The 21,586-nt window shown below is 62.2% G+C and carries 20 protein-coding genes and 1 tRNA gene; 3 read left to right on the top strand and 18 right to left on the bottom strand.

The window, feature by feature from the left end; translation table 11 throughout:
- Positions 1-2: 2 nt before the first annotated feature.
- The 5 genes from CVE41_RS08070 to CVE41_RS08050 are packed head-to-tail and all read right to left on the bottom strand — an operon-like array spanning position 3 to position 5,871.
- Positions 3-2,471, bottom strand: a complete 2,469-nt coding sequence (locus CVE41_RS08070) for a ligase-associated DNA damage response DEXH box helicase (RefSeq protein WP_100260183.1) — start codon at positions 2,469-2,471, stop codon at positions 3-5.
- A 46-nt stretch (positions 2,472-2,517) separates the two neighbouring features.
- Positions 2,518-3,336: a DUF2059 domain-containing protein gene (locus tag CVE41_RS08065; protein ID WP_100260182.1), complete on the bottom strand. Its 819-nt coding sequence runs from the start codon at positions 3,334-3,336 to the stop codon at positions 2,518-2,520.
- A gap of 23 nt (positions 3,337-3,359) precedes the next feature.
- Positions 3,360-4,763, bottom strand: a complete 1,404-nt coding sequence (gene pgmG, locus CVE41_RS08060) for a phosphoglucomutase/phosphomannomutase PgmG (protein WP_100260181.1) — start codon at positions 4,761-4,763, stop codon at positions 3,360-3,362.
- The gene (locus CVE41_RS08055) at positions 4,760-5,062 is read right to left on the bottom strand and encodes a J domain-containing protein (RefSeq protein WP_100260180.1); all 303 of its coding nucleotides are present in this window, start codon (positions 5,060-5,062) and stop codon (positions 4,760-4,762) included. Before CVE41_RS08055 ends, pgmG begins: the two co-directional genes overlap by 4 nt.
- A complete protein-coding gene (locus CVE41_RS08050) occupies positions 5,059-5,871 on the bottom strand; it encodes a division plane positioning ATPase MipZ (protein WP_100260179.1) in 813 nt (270 codons plus the stop codon). Before CVE41_RS08050 ends, CVE41_RS08055 begins: the two co-directional genes overlap by 4 nt.
- An 89-nt stretch (positions 5,872-5,960) precedes the next feature.
- Between CVE41_RS08050 and panC the strand changes: the two genes are divergently transcribed.
- Positions 5,961-6,812, top strand: a complete 852-nt coding sequence (panC, locus tag CVE41_RS08045; RefSeq protein ID WP_100260178.1) for a pantoate--beta-alanine ligase — start codon at positions 5,961-5,963, stop codon at positions 6,810-6,812.
- Between the two features lie 28 nt (positions 6,813-6,840).
- On the opposite strand, the gene CVE41_RS08040 is transcribed toward panC, so the two are convergent.
- The 9 genes from CVE41_RS08040 to pepN form a co-directional block, all read right to left on the bottom strand.
- Positions 6,841-6,914 (bottom strand) — tRNA-Gly (locus tag CVE41_RS08040).
- Positions 6,915-6,971: 57 nt separating this feature from the next.
- Positions 6,972-7,604 (bottom strand): OmpA family protein, encoded by a 633-nt coding sequence (locus tag CVE41_RS08035; protein WP_100260177.1) that lies wholly within the window; start codon positions 7,602-7,604, stop codon positions 6,972-6,974.
- A complete protein-coding gene (locus CVE41_RS08030) occupies positions 7,601-9,454 on the bottom strand; it encodes a cation:proton antiporter (RefSeq protein ID WP_100260176.1) in 1,854 nt (617 codons plus the stop codon). The genes CVE41_RS08035 and CVE41_RS08030 overlap by 4 nt, the downstream gene beginning before the upstream one ends.
- Before the next feature lie 94 nt (positions 9,455-9,548).
- On the bottom strand, positions 9,549-10,085 hold the full coding sequence (locus CVE41_RS08025; RefSeq protein WP_100260175.1) for an adenine phosphoribosyltransferase: 537 nt from the start codon (positions 10,083-10,085) through the stop codon (positions 9,549-9,551).
- 93 nt (positions 10,086-10,178) lie between these two features.
- On the bottom strand, positions 10,179-11,030 hold the full coding sequence (locus CVE41_RS08020; RefSeq protein WP_100260174.1) for a cytochrome c1: 852 nt from the start codon (positions 11,028-11,030) through the stop codon (positions 10,179-10,181).
- Positions 11,031-11,055: 25 nt separating this feature from the next.
- Positions 11,056-12,348 (bottom strand): cytochrome b, encoded by a 1,293-nt coding sequence (locus CVE41_RS08015; RefSeq protein ID WP_100260173.1) that lies wholly within the window; start codon positions 12,346-12,348, stop codon positions 11,056-11,058.
- Between the two features lie 23 nt (positions 12,349-12,371).
- On the bottom strand, positions 12,372-12,944 hold the full coding sequence (gene petA, locus CVE41_RS08010) for a ubiquinol-cytochrome c reductase iron-sulfur subunit (protein ID WP_100260172.1): 573 nt from the start codon (positions 12,942-12,944) through the stop codon (positions 12,372-12,374).
- Between the two features lie 217 nt (positions 12,945-13,161).
- Complete coding sequence (pgeF, locus tag CVE41_RS08005) at positions 13,162-13,824, bottom strand: peptidoglycan editing factor PgeF (RefSeq protein WP_232725601.1); 663 nt, start codon at positions 13,822-13,824, stop codon at positions 13,162-13,164.
- Positions 13,825-13,855: 31 nt separating this feature from the next.
- The gene (gene pepN / locus CVE41_RS08000; protein WP_100261441.1) at positions 13,856-16,510 is read right to left on the bottom strand and encodes an aminopeptidase N; all 2,655 of its coding nucleotides are present in this window, start codon (positions 16,508-16,510) and stop codon (positions 13,856-13,858) included.
- A gap of 42 nt (positions 16,511-16,552) precedes the next feature.
- Here pepN and CVE41_RS07995 point away from each other — a divergent pair, with 42 nt between their 5' ends.
- Positions 16,553-17,329, top strand: coding sequence for a Rossmann-fold NAD(P)-binding domain-containing protein (locus CVE41_RS07995; RefSeq protein WP_100260170.1), 777 nt, complete (start codon positions 16,553-16,555; stop codon positions 17,327-17,329).
- On the opposite strand, the gene CVE41_RS07990 is transcribed toward CVE41_RS07995, so the two are convergent.
- Positions 17,312-18,250 carry a DMT family transporter gene (locus tag CVE41_RS07990; protein WP_100260169.1) on the bottom strand — a complete coding sequence of 313 codons (939 nt, stop codon included), beginning with the start codon at positions 18,248-18,250 and terminating at the stop codon, positions 17,312-17,314. The genes CVE41_RS07995 and CVE41_RS07990 overlap by 18 nt on opposite strands.
- Positions 18,247-19,254 (bottom strand): threonine aldolase family protein, encoded by a 1,008-nt coding sequence (locus CVE41_RS07985; protein ID WP_100260168.1) that lies wholly within the window; start codon positions 19,252-19,254, stop codon positions 18,247-18,249. The genes CVE41_RS07990 and CVE41_RS07985 overlap by 4 nt, the downstream gene beginning before the upstream one ends.
- Positions 19,255-19,306: 52 nt before the next feature.
- Between CVE41_RS07985 and CVE41_RS07980 the strand changes: the two genes are divergently transcribed.
- Entirely contained in the window at positions 19,307-19,600 is a 294-nt protein-coding gene (locus CVE41_RS07980) for a GNAT family N-acetyltransferase (RefSeq protein WP_100260167.1), read from the top strand.
- Here CVE41_RS07980 and CVE41_RS07975 read toward each other — a convergent pair.
- Both CVE41_RS07975 and CVE41_RS07970 read right to left on the bottom strand, forming a co-directional pair.
- A complete protein-coding gene (locus CVE41_RS07975) occupies positions 19,597-21,117 on the bottom strand; it encodes a PH domain-containing protein (protein WP_100260166.1) in 1,521 nt (506 codons plus the stop codon). The two genes, CVE41_RS07980 and CVE41_RS07975, sit on opposite strands and share 4 nt — an antisense overlap.
- Positions 21,114-21,581 carry a PH domain-containing protein gene (locus CVE41_RS07970; RefSeq protein WP_232725599.1) on the bottom strand — a complete coding sequence of 156 codons (468 nt, stop codon included), beginning with the start codon at positions 21,579-21,581 and terminating at the stop codon, positions 21,114-21,116. The genes CVE41_RS07975 and CVE41_RS07970 overlap by 4 nt, the downstream gene beginning before the upstream one ends.
- Positions 21,582-21,586 lie beyond the last annotated feature (5 nt).

Genomic DNA, 21,586 nt, shown 5'->3' with positions numbered 1-21,586 from the left:
GCTCAATCGCTTTCAGGAATCTCGTCGATGCGCATGGCAGCACCGGCGAGGCTTTCCGCCTCGAGCAGCAATTCGTCATCGACCGAGCCTTGCGGCGTCGCTTCCCGGCCGATCATCACCATAACCGGGACGGCAAGCGGACTGACCCGATCGAGTTCGACGTGGACCAGCTCCTCCGCCGCCCGGTCGAGTAGGCTGCCCAATCGCCCCACATCGGTCATCCGCGTCCTTGCATCGGCCCATGCCGCTTCGAGCAAGACGTGGTCGGGTTCGTATTTGCGGAGTACGTCGTAAATAAGGTCGGTCGAAAACGTGACCTGCTTGCCTGTCTTGCGCTTCCCGGGATGCTGCCGCTCTACCAGGCCGCCAATAACCGCCACTTCGCGGAATGCACGCCTCAGGAGGTGCGAGTTCTGCACCCACTCGATGAATTCGTCCTGCAGGATGTCCGGTGACAGGAGCGGAGCGTGATCTTCCACGGGCTTCAGTCCCCAGACCGCCAGGGAATAATCGTTGGCAACGAACCCTCCCGGCATCAGGCCGCGATCCTCCATCCGGCGGGTGATCAGCATGCCCAGGCTCTGGTTCGCGTTCCAGCCTTCGAAGGTATAGTAGACGCTGTAATGGCGCTTCGCGTGGGGGAAGCTTTCGACCAGCAACTGGCCGGGTCCCGGCATTTGCGAGCGCCAATCCTGCACCTCCAGCCATTCGCGCACATCGTCCGGGAACCGCGCCCAGCCCGCCCGGTCGACCAGCATTGCTCGCACACGCTCGGCCAGATGTGTGGTCAGCGGCATTCGCGCCCCGCCATAGCTCGGGATCATCGCGCTCGCCTTGGCGGCCTTGACGAGCACCTCCATGTCCTGCAGCTTGACGACCTCCAGGCTCATCCCCGCAAACGCGAAAGTGTCTCCCGGGCTGAGCGAAGCCGCAAATCGCTCCTCGATCTTGCCAAGGCTGCGGCCACCACGCCCGCGCCCGGAATTGATCCTCACTTCCAGCATCTCGCTGTCGATGATGATTCCGGCATTCATCCGGTGCCGCTGCGCCTGCTCGGGGTGGCTCAAACGCCATACACCGTCGCCGTCGCGTACGATGCGCTTGAACTTGTCATAGGCCTCGAGGGCATACCCTCCGGTCGCGACGAAGGTCAGGACGCGCCGCCAGATCTCTTCGTCTACCCAGGCGTACGAAAGGCTCGACCGGACCTGCGCCAGGAGGTCGGCCTCGTCGAACGGCGCAGCGCACGCACAGGCCATGACGTGTTGTGCAAGAACGTCGAGCCCGCCGGGACGGAAATCCTCCCCATCGCGGCGCCCCTCGTCGACGGCCTCCTTCGCAGCCGTGGCCTCAAGGAACTCGAACCGGTTTCCCGGCACGAGCAGCGCCCTGCTCGACTGGTCAAGCCTGTGGTTCGCGCGCCCGATGCGCTGCAACAGGCGGCTCGATCCCTTCGGAGCGCCCATCTGGACGACAAGATCGATATCGCCCCAGTCGACGCCTAGGTCGAGGCTTGCCGTCGCCACGAGAGCGCGCAGCTCGCCGCGCGCCATCGCGCCTTCAACCTTGCGGCGTGCCTCCCGGCTCAGAGAGCCATGGTGGATGCCGATCGGCAGGTTCTCTTCATTCACGTCCCAAAGGTGCTGGAAGATGTATTCCGCTAGAAAGCGCGTGTTCGTGAATACCAGCGTCGTACGGTTCTTACTGATGCGCTCGTATAATTGCGGAATGGCCCAGGTCGCCGCATGACCACCCCAGGGAACCCTCTCCTCGTCGGGCAGCAGTATCTCGACTTCGGACGGCGCGCCTTGCTCGCCCTCGACCAGTTCCACCGTGTCGAGATCGCCCCACGGGGCGAGCCACTCGCGGAAGGCTTCGGGACTGGCAACCGTCGCCGACAAGGCCGCGCGCTGCATGTCCGGCGCAATCGCCTGCAGGCGCGACAGGGCAAGTGCCAGGAGATCGCCCCGCTTGCCGGTTGCAAAGGCGTGCACCTCGTCGATGACAATGCGCTTTAGCCCGGAAAACAATTCGAGGCTGTCGGGGAATGACAGCAGCAGCGACAGGCTTTCCGGTGTGGTCAGCAGGACATGCGGCGGTTTCTGCCGCTGGCGGCGCTTGCGGTCCGACGGTGTATCGCCGCTGCGCGTCTCGACCGTGATCGGCAGGCCCATCTCCTCGATCGGGGTGAGGAGGTTGCGCTGGACGTCATGCGCCAGCGCCTTCAGCGGCGACACATATAGCGTGTGCAGTCCTTCGGGCGGGGCTTTCCCATCAAGCCGCTCCTGCGTGAAGTCCGCAAGGGTAGGAAGGAAGCCCGCCAGGGTCTTGCCCGCGCCGGTATCGGCCACGAGCAAGGCATGGCGCGAGGCGTCGCTTGCCTCCAGCATCTCGAGCTGGTGCCGGCGGATGCGCCAACCGCGACTGTCGAACCAGTCGCCGATCAGGGATGGTACCGCTTGCTCGCTCACCTCATCAAAGCGCGCCGGGCGGTCCGTCGTTCCCGGCCAGGCCCGGTCAGAAAGGCGCCTCTTCGGCAGCGGATTCCGCCGCGACCTGCATGCCGATTTCGAGCTCTTCCTCGCTCAGCCCGGTGAGTGCAAGCAAGCGCGCCTTCTGGTCTGCGGAAAGCGTCGCGTAGGTGCGGCGTTCCGGCAGGTCGGCCAATGCGGTCTTCATCTTCTCTTCCATGGTGGCGAACTGTTCCATCATCAGCGGCATGCTGCTCATCGCCGCGCTCATGATCCTCGGATCGTTGGCCAGTTCGAATGACTTCGCGGCAAAGGTCGATCCCGAAGGCGTCGTGAAGAACGCATCGAGATCCGTGAGTTCGGTCGCGGTGAATGCGACGGCATAGGCCTCGCTCATGCCCTTGCGCATAGCAGGTTCCATCGCTGCCATGACTTCGCCCATGGCCTCCTGGATGTACGCCATTTCGCGGCGTTTGCGCTCCTGCCAGTTCGGATCGACGAGCGCGGCGATTTCCTTGGCCTGCTCCTCGGTCACCTCCAGCTCGGACTCGTCGTAGCCGATGGTTTGGGACAGGTTGGGCCCCGCTTCGGCAGCGAGGTCCATGAATGGGCCGAGCATCCCGCCGAATGTCGAGTCGATCACTTTCTGCATCGAACCTTCGGGCATCATCTTGTCGATGACCTTCCGCGCAAGCGGGAGGCGCGCTTCCTGCTCAGTCGTGAGCGGCTCCACCGCGAAAGCCTCGGTCAGGGCGGCCATGACCTCGGCCTCCTCGGCAGCGGTATTCGCGTCCGCATCCTGCGCCAGCAAGGGCTGCGCGAACAATACGAGCGGCGCGCCAAGCGCCATGATCCAGTTCTTCATTTTCTTACCCTCCCTCAGGGAAGTCAGTGCCCGACGCTTTCGCCGCGTTTGAGACCGGACAGGCGCAGTTGCTCGTCGATCTGGTCCATGAGCCGAGCGAGCCCCTCCTGGGTATCGCTCTCTGCCCGCGCGACGAGCACGTCCTGCGTGTTCGATGCGCGCAGGAGCCACCAGCCGTCATCCGTATTCACCCGAACACCATCGGTCCCGTTCACTTGTGCATCGCTATTAGCGAGGCGGTCCTTAACTTCTTCGATCGCCGCAAACTTGCGGCTCTCGTCGACCTGGAACCGCATTTCGGGCGTGTTGATCATGTTGGGCATGGCGCTGCGCAATTCGGTCACAGACCTGCCCAGGCGCGCAGATGCGGCCAGCAAACGCACGCCAGCATAAAGCGCGTCGTCGAACCCGTAGTATTCGTCGGCGAAGAAAACGTGTCCGCTCATTTCCCCGGCCAGGGGGGAGCCCGTTTCCTTCATTTTGGACTTTATCAGCGAGTGGCCCGTCTTCCACATCAGCGGTTGGCCGCCGCACTTCTCCACATGGTCGAATAGCGCGGTACTGGCCTTCACATCGGCGATAATCGTGGCGCCAGACATGGTTGCGAGGAGGTCTTCGGCATAGATCATCAGCAGCTGATCGCCCCAGATCACGCGGCCTACGCCGTCGATCGCCCCGATCCGGTCGCCATCACCATCGAAAGCCACTCCGAAATCGAGGGACTTTGCGGAGACGAGCTTTTTCAAATCGGCAAGGTTTTCCTCGACAGTAGGGTCGGGATGATGATTGGGAAATTCGCCGTCCACATCGGTGTAGAGAAGATGATGCTCTCCGGGCAGCCGCGCGACCAGCTTTTCGAGAGCCGGTCCGGCAGAGCCATTGCCGGCGTCCCACCCCACGCGGATTCCCTCGAGCGCCTCGGCGTCGATCCCGTCGAGCGCGGTAATCATGCGCGAAACGTATTCGTCGACGATATCGCGATCTTCGACATTGCCCGCGCCATCGCTCCATTCACCGGCCTCCGAACGCCGACCCAATTCCTGGATGTCCTTCCCGAAAAACGGTCGGCCCTGAAAGACCATCTTGAAGCCGTTGTAATTGGGGGGATTGTGGCTGCCGGTTATCTGAATGCCGCCATCGATATCGTGGTCGCTTGCCTCCGCGTAATATAACATCGGTGTCGGTCCGAGGCCCACGCGCACGGCATCGCATCCGGCGGCGTTGATACCTTCGACCAAGGCGTGTTCCAGCATCGGCGAACTGACCCGGCCGTCATAGCCCACCGCCACACGCTTGCCACCGGACTCACGCAGCATCGAACCGAACGTGCGACCGATCGCCCGCGCATCGTCCGCTCCCAGCGTTTCGCCGATAACCCCGCGGATATCGTATTCGCGAAGGATGGTAGGATCGAAGGTATGGCTCATCGGGGAGGCTCCGGAGATTCGTAAGGTAATTCGTTGATCAACAGGTCGCGCGCGGCGTTCAGTTCCTGCATCTGCGTCTTGTCGCCGCCCTTGTCCGGATGGAGCATGCTGGCCATCCGGCGATGCGCCTCGCGAATTTCGCGATGATCCGCGCGTGCCGAAACATTAAGCAGCCTGCGCGCCCTGAATAACGCTTGCTCGCGCGTCGGTGTGGCTCGCAAGTAATCCCACGGCCACTTCCCCAGTGCCCAGCGACACAGGACGGAGATCAGCGCGGCAATAATGAGGAATCGGATCATTCGGCTGCCTCCTCGACAGGCGGAAACGCGCTTCCCGGCAATCGCAGCGCAGCGACGAGACCGCGCAGCTCCTGCCGGGCGACCAGGTGGCTGGTGCCCAGATCACCCAGATGCCCCTTGTCGAGAAGGGTGAGGCCGGATGGAAAAAGCTCGCGGTAGATCACGCGTTCCGAAAGGCCTTTCGCAGTGCGGAAGCCGACGCGCTTGGACATTTCCGCCAGAGCCTGCTCGATACGGGCCATGTTACGCGCCTCGGTGTGGCCGGTACGGTTGCGCACGACGACCCAGTCCATCTGAGCGCGCTGCTGGTCGATCTGCTGACGACCGCGTTTGATCCGTGCTTCCCAGATGAGTTCTGCATAGAAAGAGAGCTTCTTGACCTTGAACGTCTCCCCCTCGACCTGGCCGATGAGGTCGAAATCGACGAAACTGTCGTTCATTGGCGTCACGAGAGTGTCCGCCTGCGTCGCGGCGAACCGGGCAAGCGGATCGTCGCGCCCGGGAGTGTCCACGATGATGAAATCGGCACCTGCGCTCTGCTCGTCCACGAAGGCGGCGAACTCTTCCGGCCCGAGATCCTCGATCGTGTGGCAGCGTACCGTGGGAAGTTCGATCCCCCGGCGCTGCGCCGTGTCGGCCCGATTCTCGAAATAGCGGCACATGGTGCGCTGGCGATGGTCGAGATCGAAGGCGACCACGTCCGCTCCGCGAAACGCCAGGGCGACTGCGACATGGACAGCCGTGGTCGACTTGCCGGTTCCGCCTTTTTCATTGGCGAAGGTAATCCAGTGGGGAGCGGTCTGGGACACGGTAAGTAAAGATACTCGCAAATTGTTGCTGCAAACCCGCGCTCGGCGCTAGGGCGTCTGAATTGATCCTTATCCAAGGGGATAGACTGGTGCAAACGGCCCGTGAACTGGAAGTGTTGAGGAAGGCGGTCGAAACGCTGCGCGGCGATGGCGCGACCATTGCCCTGGTGCCGACGATGGGTGCGCTGCACGAGGGGCATCTTACCCTCATGCGCGAGGCCAGGAACGCGGCCGATCACGTCGTCGCATCGATTTTCGTCAACCCGCGCCAGTTCGGAGAGGGCGAGGATCTCGACGCTTACCCTCGCCAGCTGGCCCGCGATGCCGAGCTGCTTGAGAAGGAAGGCGTGGCACTGTTGTGGGCGCCGCTGCCGCAAGAGGTTTACCCGCCAGGCTATACCACCAACATCTCTGTTGCAGGCGTCAGCGAAGGATTGTGCGGCGGCGACCGGCCCGGTCATTTCGACGGCGTCGCCACAGTCGTATGCAAGCTCTTCAACCAAGTCCGGCCGGATATCGCCTTCTTCGGCGAGAAGGATTGGCAGCAACTCGCCGTCATCCGCCGCATGGCCCGCGATCTCGATCTGACCCAGCCCCATGTCGATGCGATTCGCGGGGTTGCGATCGTACGCGAGGATGACGGCCTCGCGATGAGCAGCCGGAACGCTTACCTTTCGCCGGACCAGCGCAAACAGGCCGCCGCCCTGCCCCGCGCGATGCGCGATGCGATTGCAGTCCTGTCCGAAGGCGGCGAAGCCGAACGGCCGCTCGGCAATCTTCGCGAAGTGCTCCAGGTAAGCGGGTTCGACAGCGTCGATTATGCCGAAGTGCGCGATGCAGACAGCCTGGAACGCCTGCAAAAGGACAATGGCAATGCACGCCTGTTCGTGGCTGCGCGTATCGGCGGCACGCGGCTGATCGACAATATGGCGGTGGGCTAGCGCTAAATACGCTCGTCAGAGCAGAGGTTGGAGCGGGTAAGGGGAATCGAACCCCTCTAGCCAGCTTGGAAGGCTGGAGCATTACCACTATGCTATACCCGCCCACACCTGCTTGGGCGGGTGCGCAAATGCCACCGGGAGTGGCCCCGCGTCAACAGGTCATTCGCTGTTCGCGCTGCTTTCTTCGGCGCCCGCCTCATCACCCTGCGTGATCGATTCGATCAAGGTGGGTGCGCGGGTTTCTTCGGTGTCGATAATCGCGGTTTCGATCGTCACCTCGACCCTGCGGTTCGCTGCGCGTCCCTCTTCATTGGATGCGCCATCGGGGAGGGCATTAGGCTCGACCGGATTCTGTTCTCCGAAAGCGATGATCTCGATTCGCTCTTCGTCGACACCGTTTTCGATGAGGAAGTCGCGCACGGCTTCTGCGCGTTCGCGAGACGCTGTCTCGTTCGCCTGATCACTGCCATCGCTGTCGGAATGTCCGCCAAGGACGATGCGACCACCCGCACCCATCTGGGCGGACTTGAGGATGGTAGCCAGCTCCGCGCGGGCCGCCTCCGTCAATTCGCTCGTCCCGTCGGGAAAGCCCAGCGTCGTTTCCAGCGGAGGCAGGACGGCTGCGGGAGGCCCGCCGGCGGGGCCTGTCCCTTCCTTCTCGAAGATGGAGCGCGGGCCATCGCTCTCGGTCGGTGCGGGATCAGGAGCTTCTTCGCGCCCGCAGGCCTGCAGCCCCATCGCCGCGATCGTCAGGCAGGCCATTCCCGCCCAGTTTGTCCTCGTCCGGGTCATGCCGGTTCTATCCCCTGCTTACGTCCAGATTTCTTGCGGGCCGCATTTTCCTCGGCCGTGCGGCGTTGGGGCGGCAAGTAACTCAAGATCGTGTCGCCTGCGCGCGGTTCGGGCCGCGATGCGTGCGTGAAGAAGCGAATAATCCCGCCCCTGCGGATCAGCAGCAGCATGTTGGCTGCATCGGGCAAACGCTCTTGAGCATCCTCGAAGTCGAATTCGTCGGACAGCTTCGTTTTGCGGAAGACCCAGCCCTGACGCTGGCGTTCCGAGACGTCCTCCACCCCGAAGCCCGACTCAAACAGCGCACGACCGCGAAGGCTTTCGGGCAAAGAATGCTTGTTGTCCGATTGCGCGGCCTCGCCCAGCTGGAATACCGCGTCGCGTCCGATCTCATGCGCGAATTCATTGCAGACGAGCGCGTTGTAAGCCTCGTTCTCCGTCGCCGCGACGAGGTTCTGGTAGGGCGCCAGTTCCAGATTGTGCTCGGTCGCCTCGTTGAGGATTTCGCCGTGATAGAAAGGTATGCCTTTCTGGCGGGCCAGGGCGAGGCGTTGCCAGCTGGAGTCCACGATGAGGACCGGAGCCTTCATCTCCTGTACCTGTTCCGCCAGGGCGATGGTCCACGGCGTGCTGCCGACGATCAGGATGCCAGGACGGGTCGCGCCCTTCACCTTGAGCAACTTGGCAACCCAGTCGACGGTGAAGCCATGGGCCACGATGGTAACCACGACTACCGCGAAGCTCAGGCCGATCAGCAAATTGCCATCGGTGAACCCGAGGTCCGACAGGCGTAGCGCAAACAAGCCGGAAATTGCGACCAGGACGATACCGCGCGGGGCGATCCAAGCGAGAAACAAGCGCTCGTTCCAGGGGATGTTCGTGCCCAGCAGGCTGATCAGGATCGTCGCGGGGCGGACGAGGAACAGCAGCGCAAGCAGGAACAGGGCAATGGGCCAGTTGATGTAGCGAATGTCCTCGATACTGAGCGATGCCGAGAGCAAAATAAAGATGCCCGAGACCAGCAGGACCGCGATGTTCTCCTTGAACGGATGGATGGAGCGCAGGCTCGACACATTCATGTTCGCCAGGGCTACACCCATGACCGTTACGGCTACAAGACCGGCTTCATGCTCTATCAGGTTCGATAGTACGAACACGCCCACCACGGCGGTCAGCAGGACGGGCACTTTTAGGTATTCAGGAACCGCGCCGCGCGGAAACGCCCAGGCTATTGCCAGCGCGGCGATGTAGCCGATCAGGCCGGCAATGATCGCGGCGATAATCAGGGGCGGCACGACCTCGAAAAGTGTCGCATTGGGCTGCTCGGCGATCTTGCGGAAATATTCGTAGGCGATCACGGCGCACAGCGCGCCGGTGGGATCGTTCACGATCGCCTCCCACTTCAGGATCGAAGCGGGGCGCGACTTGATCGAGCTCTGCCGGAGCAGCGGGATGACCACAGTAGGGCCGGTAACCACGAGGATCCCGCCGAACAGGATCGCCACTTCCGGAGCCAGACCCGCGATGTAGATGCCAGCTAGCGCGCCCAAGAGCCAACCGATCGCGACCCCAACGGTTGCGAGGCGCATGACCGCGCTGCCGGTATGACGCAGCTCGCGGAAATCGAGGCTCAGTCCGCCTTCGAAAAGGATCAGTGCGACCCCGATCGCCACCATCGGTTCAAGCAATTCGCCGAAAGCATGCTCGGGATCGAAGATGCCGAGCACCGGCCCCGCCAGAAAACCGGCAGCAAGCATGAGGACGATGGCGGGCCAACCGGTCCGCCACGCAATCCATTGCGCGCCGATACCCAGAATGCCCACCAAGGCTATGACAAGTGTCTGTTCCATGCCCCTCGCAAAGTCGGTCGGCCTTCATTGAAAGGCCTTCCCGCCCTCAATGCCCGAAAGCCCTACTATTTCCAAATTATGCTGAAATTCGAAGCTAGTCGCCGTCAAATTGCATGAGAGACGACACTGCGACGCTACATTCGCGAAGCTTCTTCGCCCCGCCGAGGTCGGGCAGGTCGATTATGAAGCTCGCCGCCGTGACCTGAGCGCCAGCTTTGCGAAGCAGCTCCGTTGCCGCGCAGGCGGTGCCGCCGGTGGCCAGCAGATCGTCGACGATGGCCACATAGGACCCATTTGCAACCGCTTCAGGATCCATCTCCAGCCGGTCGCTGCCGTATTCCAGCGCGTAGTCGACGCCGATGGTGTCGATGGGCAACTTGCCAGGCTTGCGGATGGGAATGAACGGCTTGCCGAGGGCCGCTGCGACCGCGGCTCCGAATATGAAGCCACGCGCCTCCATGCCCGCGATCGCATCGACGGGCGCCCTGGAAACCTGCGCCGCGAGCCAGTCGACGCTTGCGCGGAAGCCTTCGCCATGTCCGATCAGGGTCGTGATGTCGCGGAACTGGATACCGGACTTCGGGAAATCGGGAATCGTTCGCACAAGCGACTTCAGTTCTTCAGGTGACATGGTGCGCCTTTGCAATGGAGAGGGACACAAATGAAAACGCCCCCGCCATCGTTGTGACGGCGGGGGCGTTCAAAAGGAGCGAGAAGAGCTCGATCAGTCTTTCTTGGGCTTCACTGCCGCCCAGATCTGTTGCTTCGACATGTAAGCGAGGATCGTCGCGAACAGGAGGAAGATGAGCACCGGCCAACCGGTCTGCTTGCGCTTCACGAGGGTCGGCTCGGCCGTCCAAGTGAGGAAAGCGGCGACGTCTTTCGACATCTGCTCGATCGTCGCTTCGGTCCCGTCGTCGTAGGTCACCTGGCCGTCGGTCGTGAGCGGCGGTGCCATCGCGAGGTTGAGGTTCGGGAAGTACGGATTGTGGTGCAGGCCCGGCCCCGGAGCTGCTTCGGGATGTTCTGCAAGGAGCTCTTCCGAAGGCGCCTGGTAGCCCATCAGCAGCGAGGCAACGTAGTTCGTGCCGTCACCGCGTGCCTTCGTGATCAGCGAAAGGTCCGGCGGGATCGCATTGTTGTTGGCAGCGGCAGCGGCCACGGCGTTGGGATAAGGCGACGGGAAGTAATCGGTCGGCAGCCCCGGACGCATCGCAGCTTCACCCGTGTTAGGGTCGATCCCCGGCACCTGCTTGGAGGCTGCGTAGGCTTTCACCTGACCTTCGTCGTAGCCGAGTTCTTCGAGGTTGCGGAAAGCCACGAACTTGAGGCTGTGACATGCCGAGCAGACTTCGTCGTAGACCTTGAGGCCGCGCTGGAGCTGCGCCTTGTCCCACTTGCCGAAAGGCCCGTCGAACGAGAACGCGATGTCCTGCGGCTTTTCGTAAGGCACGTGGCCGGCGGCCTCTTCCGTTGCGGCGTTATAGGCGCCGATGACGAAAGCGAAGAGGGCAACAAATGCGAAGCCGAGGCCAACCAGGATGGCTACGAGGCGGACGCTGAGAAGTTTGGTCATGACCTGAAGATCTTTCTCGTATCGCTTAGACGGCCGGCGTCGTGTTTTCGCCGAGCACGGCCTTCTTGTCCGAACCGAGCACCGCCTCGGTGATCGAATAAGGCAAGGGTTCGGGCTTTTCGACACTGCTGATGATCGGCAGAATCACCAGGAAGTGCAGGAAGTAGTACGCCGTGGCGATCTGGCTGAGCATCACATAAGGCTCCTCGGCCGGAGCGCCGCCGCAGATGAACAGGACGATCATCGTCGGGATCAGGCCGAACCAGAAGAACTTGCGGAACAGCGGACGGTAGTGGCCGCTGCGAACCGGCGACTTGTCCAGCCAGGGCAGGAAGAACCACAGCAGGATCGATGCGAACATCGCGATCACACCCCACAGCTTTGCCGGAAGGATGAAGTCGACAGTGAAGGCACGCAGGATCGCGTAGAACGGCCAGAAATACCATTCCGGAACGATGTGCGCCGGCGTCGAAAGCGGGTTGGCTTCGATGTAGTTGTCCGGGTGACCGAGCGCGTTGGGCAGGAAGAAGACCATCGCGAAGTAAGCCAGCAGCACGACGCCGAGGCCGAAACCATCCTTCGCCGTGTAATACGGGTGGAACGGAACCGTGTCGCTTTCGCTCTTCACCTCGACGCCCGTCGGGTTCGAGGAACCCGGGATGTGCAGCGCCCAGATGTGGAGGATGACCACACCGGCGATGACGAAGGGCAGCAGGAAATGCAGCGAGAAGAAGCGGTTCAGAGCGGCGTTGTCGGGAGCGAAACCGCCGAGTAGCCAGATCTGGATCGGTTCACCGACCAGCGGGATTGCGCCGAACAGACCGGTAATGACCTTGGCACCCCAGAAGCTCATCTGGCCCCAGGGAAGGACGTAACCCATGAAGGCGGTAGCCATCATGAGCAGGAAGATGACGACGCCGAGCAGCCAGATCATCTCGCGCGGAGCCTTGTAGCTCGAATAGAACAGGCCGCGGAAGATGTGCATGTAGACGACGATGAAGAAGAAGCTCGCCCCGTTTGCGTGGGCGTAGCGCATCATCCAGCCCCAATTGACGTTGCGCATGATGTGCTCGGTCGTCGCGAAAGCGACCTGGGCGTTTGCAGCATAGTGCATCGCCAGCACGACGCCGGTGACGATCTGCAGCACGAGGAAGAACCCGGCGAGAACGCCGAAATTCCAGAAATAGGAAAGGTTGCGCGGGACCGGATAACCGGCACCGACGGCATTATAGACGAGGCGCGGAAGCGGCAGCTTCTCGTCGAGGAAGCGGGTGAAGCCGTTGCTCGGCTGATATTCGCGTGCCCAGGGAAAGCTCATGTCTGTGTCTCTCGTCTTCTAGCTCAACCGACCTGGATTACCGTGTCCGAGGTAAACTCGTACTCCGGCACTTCGAGGTTCGTCGGGGCCGGACCCTTCCTGATACGGCCGGCAGTATCGTAGTGCGAACCGTGGCAGGGGCAGAAATAGCCGCCGTATTCACCTTTCACTTCGCCTTCCGCAGCGCCCAACGGCACACAGCCGAGGTGGGTGCAGACGCCCATTGTGACCAGAATGTCGCGGTGACCTTCCTTGGTGCGGTCCTCAAGGCTTTGGGGATCACGAAGCGAACCCGCAGGCGTGGCATTTGCCGCGGCGATTTCCGCATCGGTGAGGCGCTTCACGAACAGCGGCTGCTTGCGGAAGACCGCCTTGATGGCTTGGCCCGGCTCGATGCTGGAAACGTCTACTTCGGTCGAGCTGGCTGCCAGGACATCCTTGGACGGAGCCATTTGGGTAACCAGCGGATAAACCACGGCGAGACCGCCGACGCCGGCAGCGCCGATCGCGGCGATGTCGAGGAAGTCGCGACGACGGATTCCGTCATCGGTCTGTGCTACGGTTTCAGTGGAAGCGGTTGCAGTTGTGTCTGCCATCAGCGCGTTGCCTTGCCTGCCTTGCGGGTCGAGTGCCCGACTTGGCAAACGACGTGAAAGAATTGCGATCCGTTGCCCGGAAACCCGGTGCGGGCAATGCCCGAGGCGAAAAAGCCTGTGCGAAAGCCCCCGGTGTCCCGGTTTGGTCCGGGCCTCTAGCCTTATTGCGCCCCCTTGCCAACCGCCATTTTGGCCAGACGAGTTCGGCTTTGCGCAACTATTCGGTCAGGCAGATTGCGCTGAACTGGCGACCCTCGGTTGGCTCCCTGCGGTGCGTGGCCCGTCGGTAGGAGTAAAACTCCGATTCGTTCGCATAGGTATCGAGCGATAGGCGATCGATATCCTCCACCCCTGCGAGCGACAAACGCCACGCCGCATAGCCCTCCAAATCGAACTGCCAGTGACCTTCACGACCGGCCTCGAAAAAGCGGTGCTCGCCCCTTTCGAACTTCGCCCGGAAAGCGTCGTCTACCTCATAATTGGCCTGTGCGATGCACGGACCGATCACGGCGGCAATGCGAGCTGGCCGGGCGCCGAGTGCCTCCATCGCCGCGACGGTGTTCTCGAGGACACCGCCATGCGCACCGCGCCAGCCGGCGTGGGCCGCACCGATCACCCCCGCGTCGGCATCTTGAAGCAAAACCGGCGCACAGTCGGCGGTAACGATCGCCAGGCGAATCTGCGGCACTTTGGTCACCATCGCATCCGCCTCGGGCCGGCTCTCGAAATCGAAATCGATTCCCACGACTATGCAGTCTGCAGAATGCACCTGCTTGAGCAACGCTGTCGGCGCATCGCCCCCTATCCGGTCCAGCTCTCGCCTGTCCGATTGGGGACCGGTCAGGAACCCATGGGCAATCTCGAGTCGATCCGATTGCACCAAGTCATGTGCTTGCGGCACGCGCATTTCCTCAATCAGCCAAGCTTCTGGAAACCTGCTCATAAGTATCGCGCGACAGCTTCTCGGCCTTTGCGATCCTCTCAAGCTGCTCGCGCATTAGAGCCGCCCGTTGCGGTTCGATCTTGCGCCACCGCCCGAGCGGCGGCACGAAGCGCGCAGCCGTCTGTGCGTTGATCGGATCGAGCTCGAGAATGAGATCGCCGATCATCCGGTAGCCCTCGCCGCTGGCCGCATGGAAGCCTTGCGGGTTGCCAGCAAATGCCATGTAGAGCGACCGCACGCGGTTGGGATTGCGCAGGGTAAAATCGGGATGGTCGGCAAGGGCCTTCACATGCTCGACCACCTTGGGATGGAGCGAGGAGGCCTGCAGCGCGAACCACTTATCGATTACGAGGGCATTGCCCTCGTAGCGGTTGTAGAAGTCGAGCAGCTTGTTCGTACGCTCCACACCTTCAAGTCCTGTGAGCACCATCAGCGCCCCCTGCCGGTCGGTCATGTTGTCGGCCCGGCCGTACTGGTATGCCGCCAATTCGGCGGCCTTCTCGGGATCGCTGGCTGCAGCATAGGCAAGGACCAAAGTTTTCAGCTTGCGAGCGCCCTTGGCTTCAGCGTCGAGCGAGAACGGGACCTTTTCGGCCCTCTCGTAGAGGCGATGCATGTGCTCGGAGAGCTGACTACCCATCAATGCCTTCAGCGCTTCGCGCTCGGCATGGATGAGGCCCGGATCGGCCAGCTCCATCTGTTCGGCAATATAGGTCTGACCCGGCATGCTCATCAGCTCGCCGCGCATGAGGTCGTCGATGTCGGGATCGGCAAGGATGGCGCCCATCGCTTCAGCGATACTTTCGCCTCCATGTCGCCGCTCTTCTTCGGACAGCTTGCCGCCAACGGCCGCCACGAGATGTCGGACCATCAGGTCCTGCATCGCTTCGTAACGCGCGAACGGATCATCGTCTCTCGCCGCAAGAAAGACGAGCTCTTCGCGGTCGATCGAGCGGTCGATGGTAACCGGGGCGGAAAAGCCGCGATTGATCGACAGGAGGGGTTTGCTCTCGAAGCCGCCGAACCGGTGCTCGGCCGACTCGGTATCGAGTACGACCAGCTTTTCGCCCCGGTGCGACGCACCCTCACGGTCGAACAATGCCAGCTTCAAGGGTATCGGCATCGGCTTTTTCTCGGGTTGACCCGGCGTCGGCGGAACTGCCTGGCTAAGTCTCAGGACCGCCTCGTCGCCCTCGTGGGTTAAGTCTACCGAGACTTTCGGCGTGCCGGCTTGCGAGTACCACAGGCGGAATTGCTCAAGGTCGAGACCCGCGCCATCTTCGATAGACCGGACGAAATCCTCGCAGGTAGCCGCTTCGCCATCGTGGCGATCGAAATAGAGATCAGTGCCTTTGCGAAAAGCCTCTTCTCCGGCCATCGTTCGCATCATGCGAATGACCTCGGCGCCCTTGTTGTAGACTGTCGCCGTGTAGAAATTGCTGATTTCGCGATAGCTGTCCGGACGGATCGGATGCGCCAGCGGGCCCGAGTCCTCGGGGAACTGGGCAAGGCGCAGGATGCGGACATCCTCGATCCGCTTCACCGGCTCGCTGCCCATGTCCTGGCTGAAGAGCTGGTCGCGCAGAACAGTAAAGCCTTCCTTCAGCGAGAGCTGGAACCAGTCTCGGCAGGTGATGCGGTTGCCCGACCAGTTGTGGAAGTATTCGTGGCCGATAACGCCCTCGACAGCATCGAAGTCGCCGTCGGTCGCGGTTTCCGTGTCAGCCAGCACGTATTTCGTATTGAAGACGTTGAGGCCCTTGTTCTCCATGGCGCCCATGTTGAAGTCCGAGACCGCGACGATGTTGAACAGGTCGAGATCGTATTCGCGCCCGAAAGCTTCCTCGTCCCATTTCATCGAGCGCTTGAGGCTTTCCATCGCGTGCTCTGTCCGGGGCAGGTCGCCGTCGCGAACCCACACGTTCAATTCGACTTCGCGGCCGTTCATGGTGGTAAAGCTGTCGCTGCGGGCGACGAGGTCGCCAGCCACCAGCGCAAAGAGGTAGGAAGGTTTGGGCCAGGGGTCGTGCCACTCTGCCCAGTGGGTGTCGCCGTCCTCTCCTTCGTCGGTCCGGTTGCCGTTGCACAGCAGGATCGGGAACTGGCTCCTCGCACCGCTCATCCGAACGCTGAAGGTGCTGAGCACATCGGGTCGGTCTGGGAAGAAGGTTATCCGCCGGAACCCTTCCGATTCGCACTGCGTGCAGAGCATCCCGTTCGAGGCATAGAGCCCCATCAGCTGCGTGTTGGAGGAAGGGTCGATTTCTGTTTCGATCGCGATCTCGTGCGCTTCGCCGGGAAGCGTGAGGACGAGATCGTCACCATCCATGGTGTAGGCTTGTGTCGGCTTGCCGTCGATCTTCACACTTGTCGGGACGAGGCCGTCGCCATTCAGCCGGATTGTAGGCGAGGCATCGGCCTTGGCATTGCGCGCGACCGTCAGCCGCGATCTGACGCGCGTGCTCTCTAGGCCGAGGTCAAACTCGAGACGGGTCTCAGGCACCATCCACGGGAAGGGACGATAATCTTCGCGCCTGATCTCGGGCGGATCGTGCGGCTGCAAAGCCGCGTCTGCCATTTCGATATTGCCGTCGGGGCTCGAAGGGGTGCGCGCTATATCCATGTTCATCCTGTGATTTTGAAGCCTTTACGCTAGAACGCGCCGATGGCTCGATTGTTCATCTTCGGTCTCGGCTACACGGCAGGGCGAATTGCGCAAGCGGTGCGCAGTTCAGGCTGGCACGTCGATGCCACCGGAAGCTCAGGAAATATCTCCTTCGAGGACACGGAATCGGTGGTCCGCGCTTTGGGCTCGGCCAGCCATGTGCTGAGTTCCGTGCCTCCCGCCGATGGCACCGATCCGGTCCTGGATCGATATCGCAGCGAGTTGGAGGGCAAGTGGCTCGGCTACCTCTCTTCCACCGGCGTCTATGGAGATGCCAAGGGCGCATGGGTCGACGAAAGCACGCCCACGGGCAGTGGTCGCCGCACGGTGCGCGCAGAATGCGATGCGCGATGGCTGGAATTCGGTGCTCGAGCATTTCGTCTGCCCGGTATCTACGGTCCGGGCCGCAGCGCTTTCGAAAGAGTGCGCGATGGCAAGGCGCACCGCATCGACCTGCCCCAGCAGGTCTTCAGCCGAATCCACGTCGACGACATCGTCTCGGGCGTCGTCGCGGCAATCGAAACGAATGCTCCAGGCGGTGCCTACAATCTCGCAGACGACCTGCCCACCAGCCAGAATGCAGTGATCGAGGAAGCGTGCCGCCTCTTGGGGAAGGAGCCGCCACCGCTGATGTCGGTTGAGGAAGCCGACCTGTCGCCCATGGCTCGCGGTTTCTATGCCGAGAACCGCCGAGTCGCTAACGGCAAGGCCAAGCGGTTGCTCGGCTGGACGCCGCGCTACCCGACCTATCGCGAAGGCCTAGGCAGCCTGCTTTAATGCCGGCGCAGGCGTCTGGCGGGCACGCAGGGCAATGACGAGACCGATCAGCGCCAGCACCGCGCCAATCACGGTCTGTGTGGTCCACCGGTAATCTTCGAAAAGCGTCGACAAGAGCATGGCGACGATGACGGTCACGATACCGTTATAGGCCGCCCTTCCGGCTCCGATTTCACGCACGAGCGTATAATGAAGGGGGAAGGTCACGACGCTTCCTGCCAGTGCCAGCCAGCCGATCCCGATCCAGAAGCTTTGCCGGTCCGGGAGCTGTGGCGGCCCGGCCGTGAACCAGGCCAAGGCAAAGTCGGCGATAGTCCCGTAAAGCATCGCCCACGCCAGCAGCGAGACCATCGGCAGCGAGCGACCGGTTTCATTGGCTTGGACGACATTCGCGATGCTGGCCGCAAGGATGCCGAACGCAGCCCAGAATATCCCGAGTGGAATGCTGCCACCCAAAGGATTGAGTCCTGCCTCGTGGATGAGCAGCAACGCGATGCCAGACAAAGCGACCAAGGTTCCGATAACGAAGCCGCGTGTGATCTTCTGCCCGAGCAGCCACCAACCGAATGCGGCATTGCTGACGATCAGCATCGTAAACATCACTGCCACGATCCCGGAGGTGAGGTGAAGTTCGGCTCGATAGACGAAGTTGAAGTTGGCGCAGAATTGCGCGATCCCGACCGCAATCGCGAGAATGTGCCCCTGGCGACCGATCGCCAGCGAACGCCCCATCACGCGTGCCAGCAGGAACATCGCCGGCGTGGCCACGGCGAAACGGATGGCAACCGACCAGCTCGGGGCGGTTCCGTCGATCTGGTCGGTGATTACCCACCAGGTCGAACCCCAGATCATTCCGGTGAGGAGGAAAGGGATAACGATGCGCCAGCGCAGCAGCGTTGCCTCGCCCGCCGAAGCGCTCATAAGCCGGAGATCGCGGAAGCAAGCGCTCGCGCATCGACGTCGCTCGTGTTCCAGGCGGTTACGAAGCGCGCTGCGTCGTCACCCCAGTCGTAGAAGCCGAACCCTCTGGCCCTCAAAGCCTCGCGCTCTTCGGCGGTGCAGCGCACGAATACCTCGTTGGCCTCGACCGCATGAATCAATCGATCGCCGCAGGCACCGGCAATTTCCTGCGCGGCGGCATTCGCGGAGCGTGCATTGTGAAGCCATACATCGCCATCGAGCATGGCGTGGAGCTGGGCCGCGAGATACCGCCCCTTGCTCTGCAAATGACCCGCCCGCTTGCGCCGATACCGTGCGACATCCGCCAGTCCGCGATCGAAGAACACGATCGCCTCGGCAATCATCCCGCCGTTCTTCACGAAACCGAAGCTTAGCGCATCGACATCGCCAGCCACCTCGCCCGCCGAGACGCCGAGGTGAGCCACGGCATTGGCGAACCGCGCACCATCCATGTGCAGGCCAACCCCGCGTTCCTTCGCGAGAGCAGAGATCGCAGCGACTTCATCGGGCCGGTAGACGCGCCCGTACTCGCTCGCCTGGGTGATCGAGATCGCGTGCGGCTGGACCTGGTGCACATCGTCGCGGATTGGATCCATCACTGCGCGAATGCCATCCGGCGACAGCTTGGCTCCATCGCCTTGGGCCAGCAGCAACTTGGCGCCATGCAGGTAGAAGCCGGGCGCACCGCCTTCGTCCACCTCGATATGCGCCTCCTCGTGACACACGACGCCGCCGTGCGGTTGGACCATCGTAGCCAGGGCGAGACAGTTGGCGGCAGTCCCCGTTGCAACCCACAGGACTTCGCATTCGCGGCCGAACAACGTCGAAAACTTGTCGTCGAGCGCCGCGCTGTGCGCATCGCCATCATAGGGCGCATCGCTCGCATCGGCCGCGCGCAACGCGTCCCACACGGCTGGATGGACGCTGGCTGCATTGTCGGAAAGGAACTGGGCCTGGCTCGTCATAGGGGAACGCCTCTAGCGCGCACGGCGTTGCTTGCACAGAAAGGAAATCTGCGTGAGCGATACGATTGAAATCCAGCACGAAGGCAGCGACACCGAGGGGCGGTATTTCACGCCCGTTGAAGGATCCTCTCGAGAAGCGGAACTGACCTGGCGCGCAAGAGGCGAGGTGCGCCACGCCACGCACACCTTCGTTCCCCCCGAAGCGCGGGGCCAGGGTCTGGCTGCCAGACTGGTCAAGGCGATGATCGAGGACGCCAGGGACCAGGACTTTCGCATCGCACCGGATTGTTCATACGTTGAAGGATATTTCAAAAGGCATCCGGAGCTATCGGACTTGCGCGCCTAGGCCGGTTCGACCCGCGCTTCGAGCAAGTCGGAAAAGTCCGTCTTCCCGATGCTTTCCAGAATGGCGGTGCGCCACTTGTACGCTTCGCTTAACGGCATTCCGTGAACCCGCAGATTGCCTCCTGCCAACCCCAGGAGCAGGCTGGCATAGCCGCGCCGCCTGGCGATCGGTCCCTGCAAGATCTCGACCGATTGCAGCTTCGTGCGCGATCCGATTGCGAGGCTTGGCGCGAACCAGCCGTGCCTCGAATAGAGCTGTGTGGCATCGAGCGCATGGCAGTCGTGTCGCCAGCGCCACCAATGATGAGCGATGATCCATGCGAGCGAGATTGCAGGGATAAGCCACTGCCACGATGGCGTGATGAATATCGCAGCGATCGTTACCGGTAGGAGCACCGCGCTGGCGAGCAGCATCTTGTCGAGACGGTATCTATCCATCGCCCGGTGCCAGGTGATTTCTTTTCCGGGCAGCGCAAACCCGGTTTCCGCAACGATAGGTGCGATTTCATCCATTTGCGCGAAGGGCGCGGCCTCGTGATTGGCTGCCCCGCTATCGCTCGCAAGGCTGATCACCTTCAGGCCATGCCACCCGAACAGCTTGCGCAGGAGGCCCGTCTCCAGCCTCAACGCCTGGACCCGGTGAACTGGCATCACGAGATCGGTGCGCGTCAACAGTCCCCGACGGCGTCGGAGCCCCTTCGGTGTGCGATCCAGCCGGAAATCCCATTCGCGCAGTCCCGTCCGCACGACCCCGGTTGCGAAACCGAGCACCGCGAGAGTTGCCAAGGCAACGAAGAGCCCGATGATTTGTGCAAGCGGCCCAAGGCCTGCGAGCTGCTGCCCAGGCCCTGCCAGCCTTTCCTGCCAGCCGTCGAGATCCCACAGATCGAATGGGAGCAGGAATTCGAACTGCTGCGCCAGGCCGCCGATAACCGCAACGACAGCCAGCGAGAACTCGAACATGCCGAATGTCAGGACGCGCTTGGGCCCCATTTCGAACAGCGGTGCGGTGACCTGTTCCGAATTGTCTTGCACAATCCCGGGTGCTGCTTGCAGCACCTCCTCGTCACGCCGTTCTTTGACGACTTCGCGAAGCCGCTCCCCCTCCGCTTCGGTCAGGAAAGCGAGCGACAGGTCTTCCTTTCCGCCAGCCCCCGTCTCGAACTTGACCTCGACGAGCCCGAACAAGCGGGGAAGCAGCTTTTGTTCGATGCTGACGTCCTGGATACGCTCATAAGGTACCGACCGGGCAGCGCGGGAGAGGAGGCCTTTCTCCACTCTGATGTCGGCATCTCCAGTCGCGTAAGTGAGCCTGGTCCACTGCAAATACTGCACGACGAGATTGCCGACGAACACGAAGCCCAGAAGCGGCATGAGATAGGACAATTGGCCAAGTTCGTCGCGCATGACGACAAAGAGGGCCAGCGCTGCGGGAATGAACCGAATGACGTAACTTACCGACTGCACCAGGAAAGTGCGCGGATCGGTCCGCTTCGGTTCGCGCAGATCGCCCGTCATTGCGTGTCGCGGCGAATGGCAGCGCGGATTTCTTCCCGCATCGCCATGGCGTCCTCGTGGGCCAGCCCAGGCAGCGAGACTGATGAATTATGGCTGCCCGCGGTGTGGACCGTCAGGGTCGCAAGATGGAAAGCCCGTTCGAGCGGTCCCTGATCGACATCAATGTGTTGGACCCGGCCGAAAGGCACGACGGTGTCCGAACGGAATAGTACGCCGCGCACCACGCGCAGCCGCTCCTCCGCCAGGGAATAGCCGCGCGTCGCATACCGGCGCATTGGCAGCCAGACGACGAGATACAGCACGATCAACAGGACCGGCCCCCAGGCCACACCGGTCCAGCCGGGAATGGCGAACTCCGCGATGCTGGCCCCGGCTATCAGGGCGATTGCGAAGATGCCCGCCACGAGGCGCATCATCGTCTTGTAGCGCGGATCGAGTTCGGTCAGCCCGGTCGTGTCTTCCATGCCGT

Origin of the sequence: Qipengyuania seohaensis (assembly GCF_002795865.1) — a bacterium.
Lineage (GTDB): Bacteria > Pseudomonadota > Alphaproteobacteria > Sphingomonadales > Sphingomonadaceae > Qipengyuania > Qipengyuania seohaensis.
The sequence above is the reverse complement of the archived record's forward strand: the minus strand, read 5'-3'. Positions and strand labels throughout refer to the sequence as shown.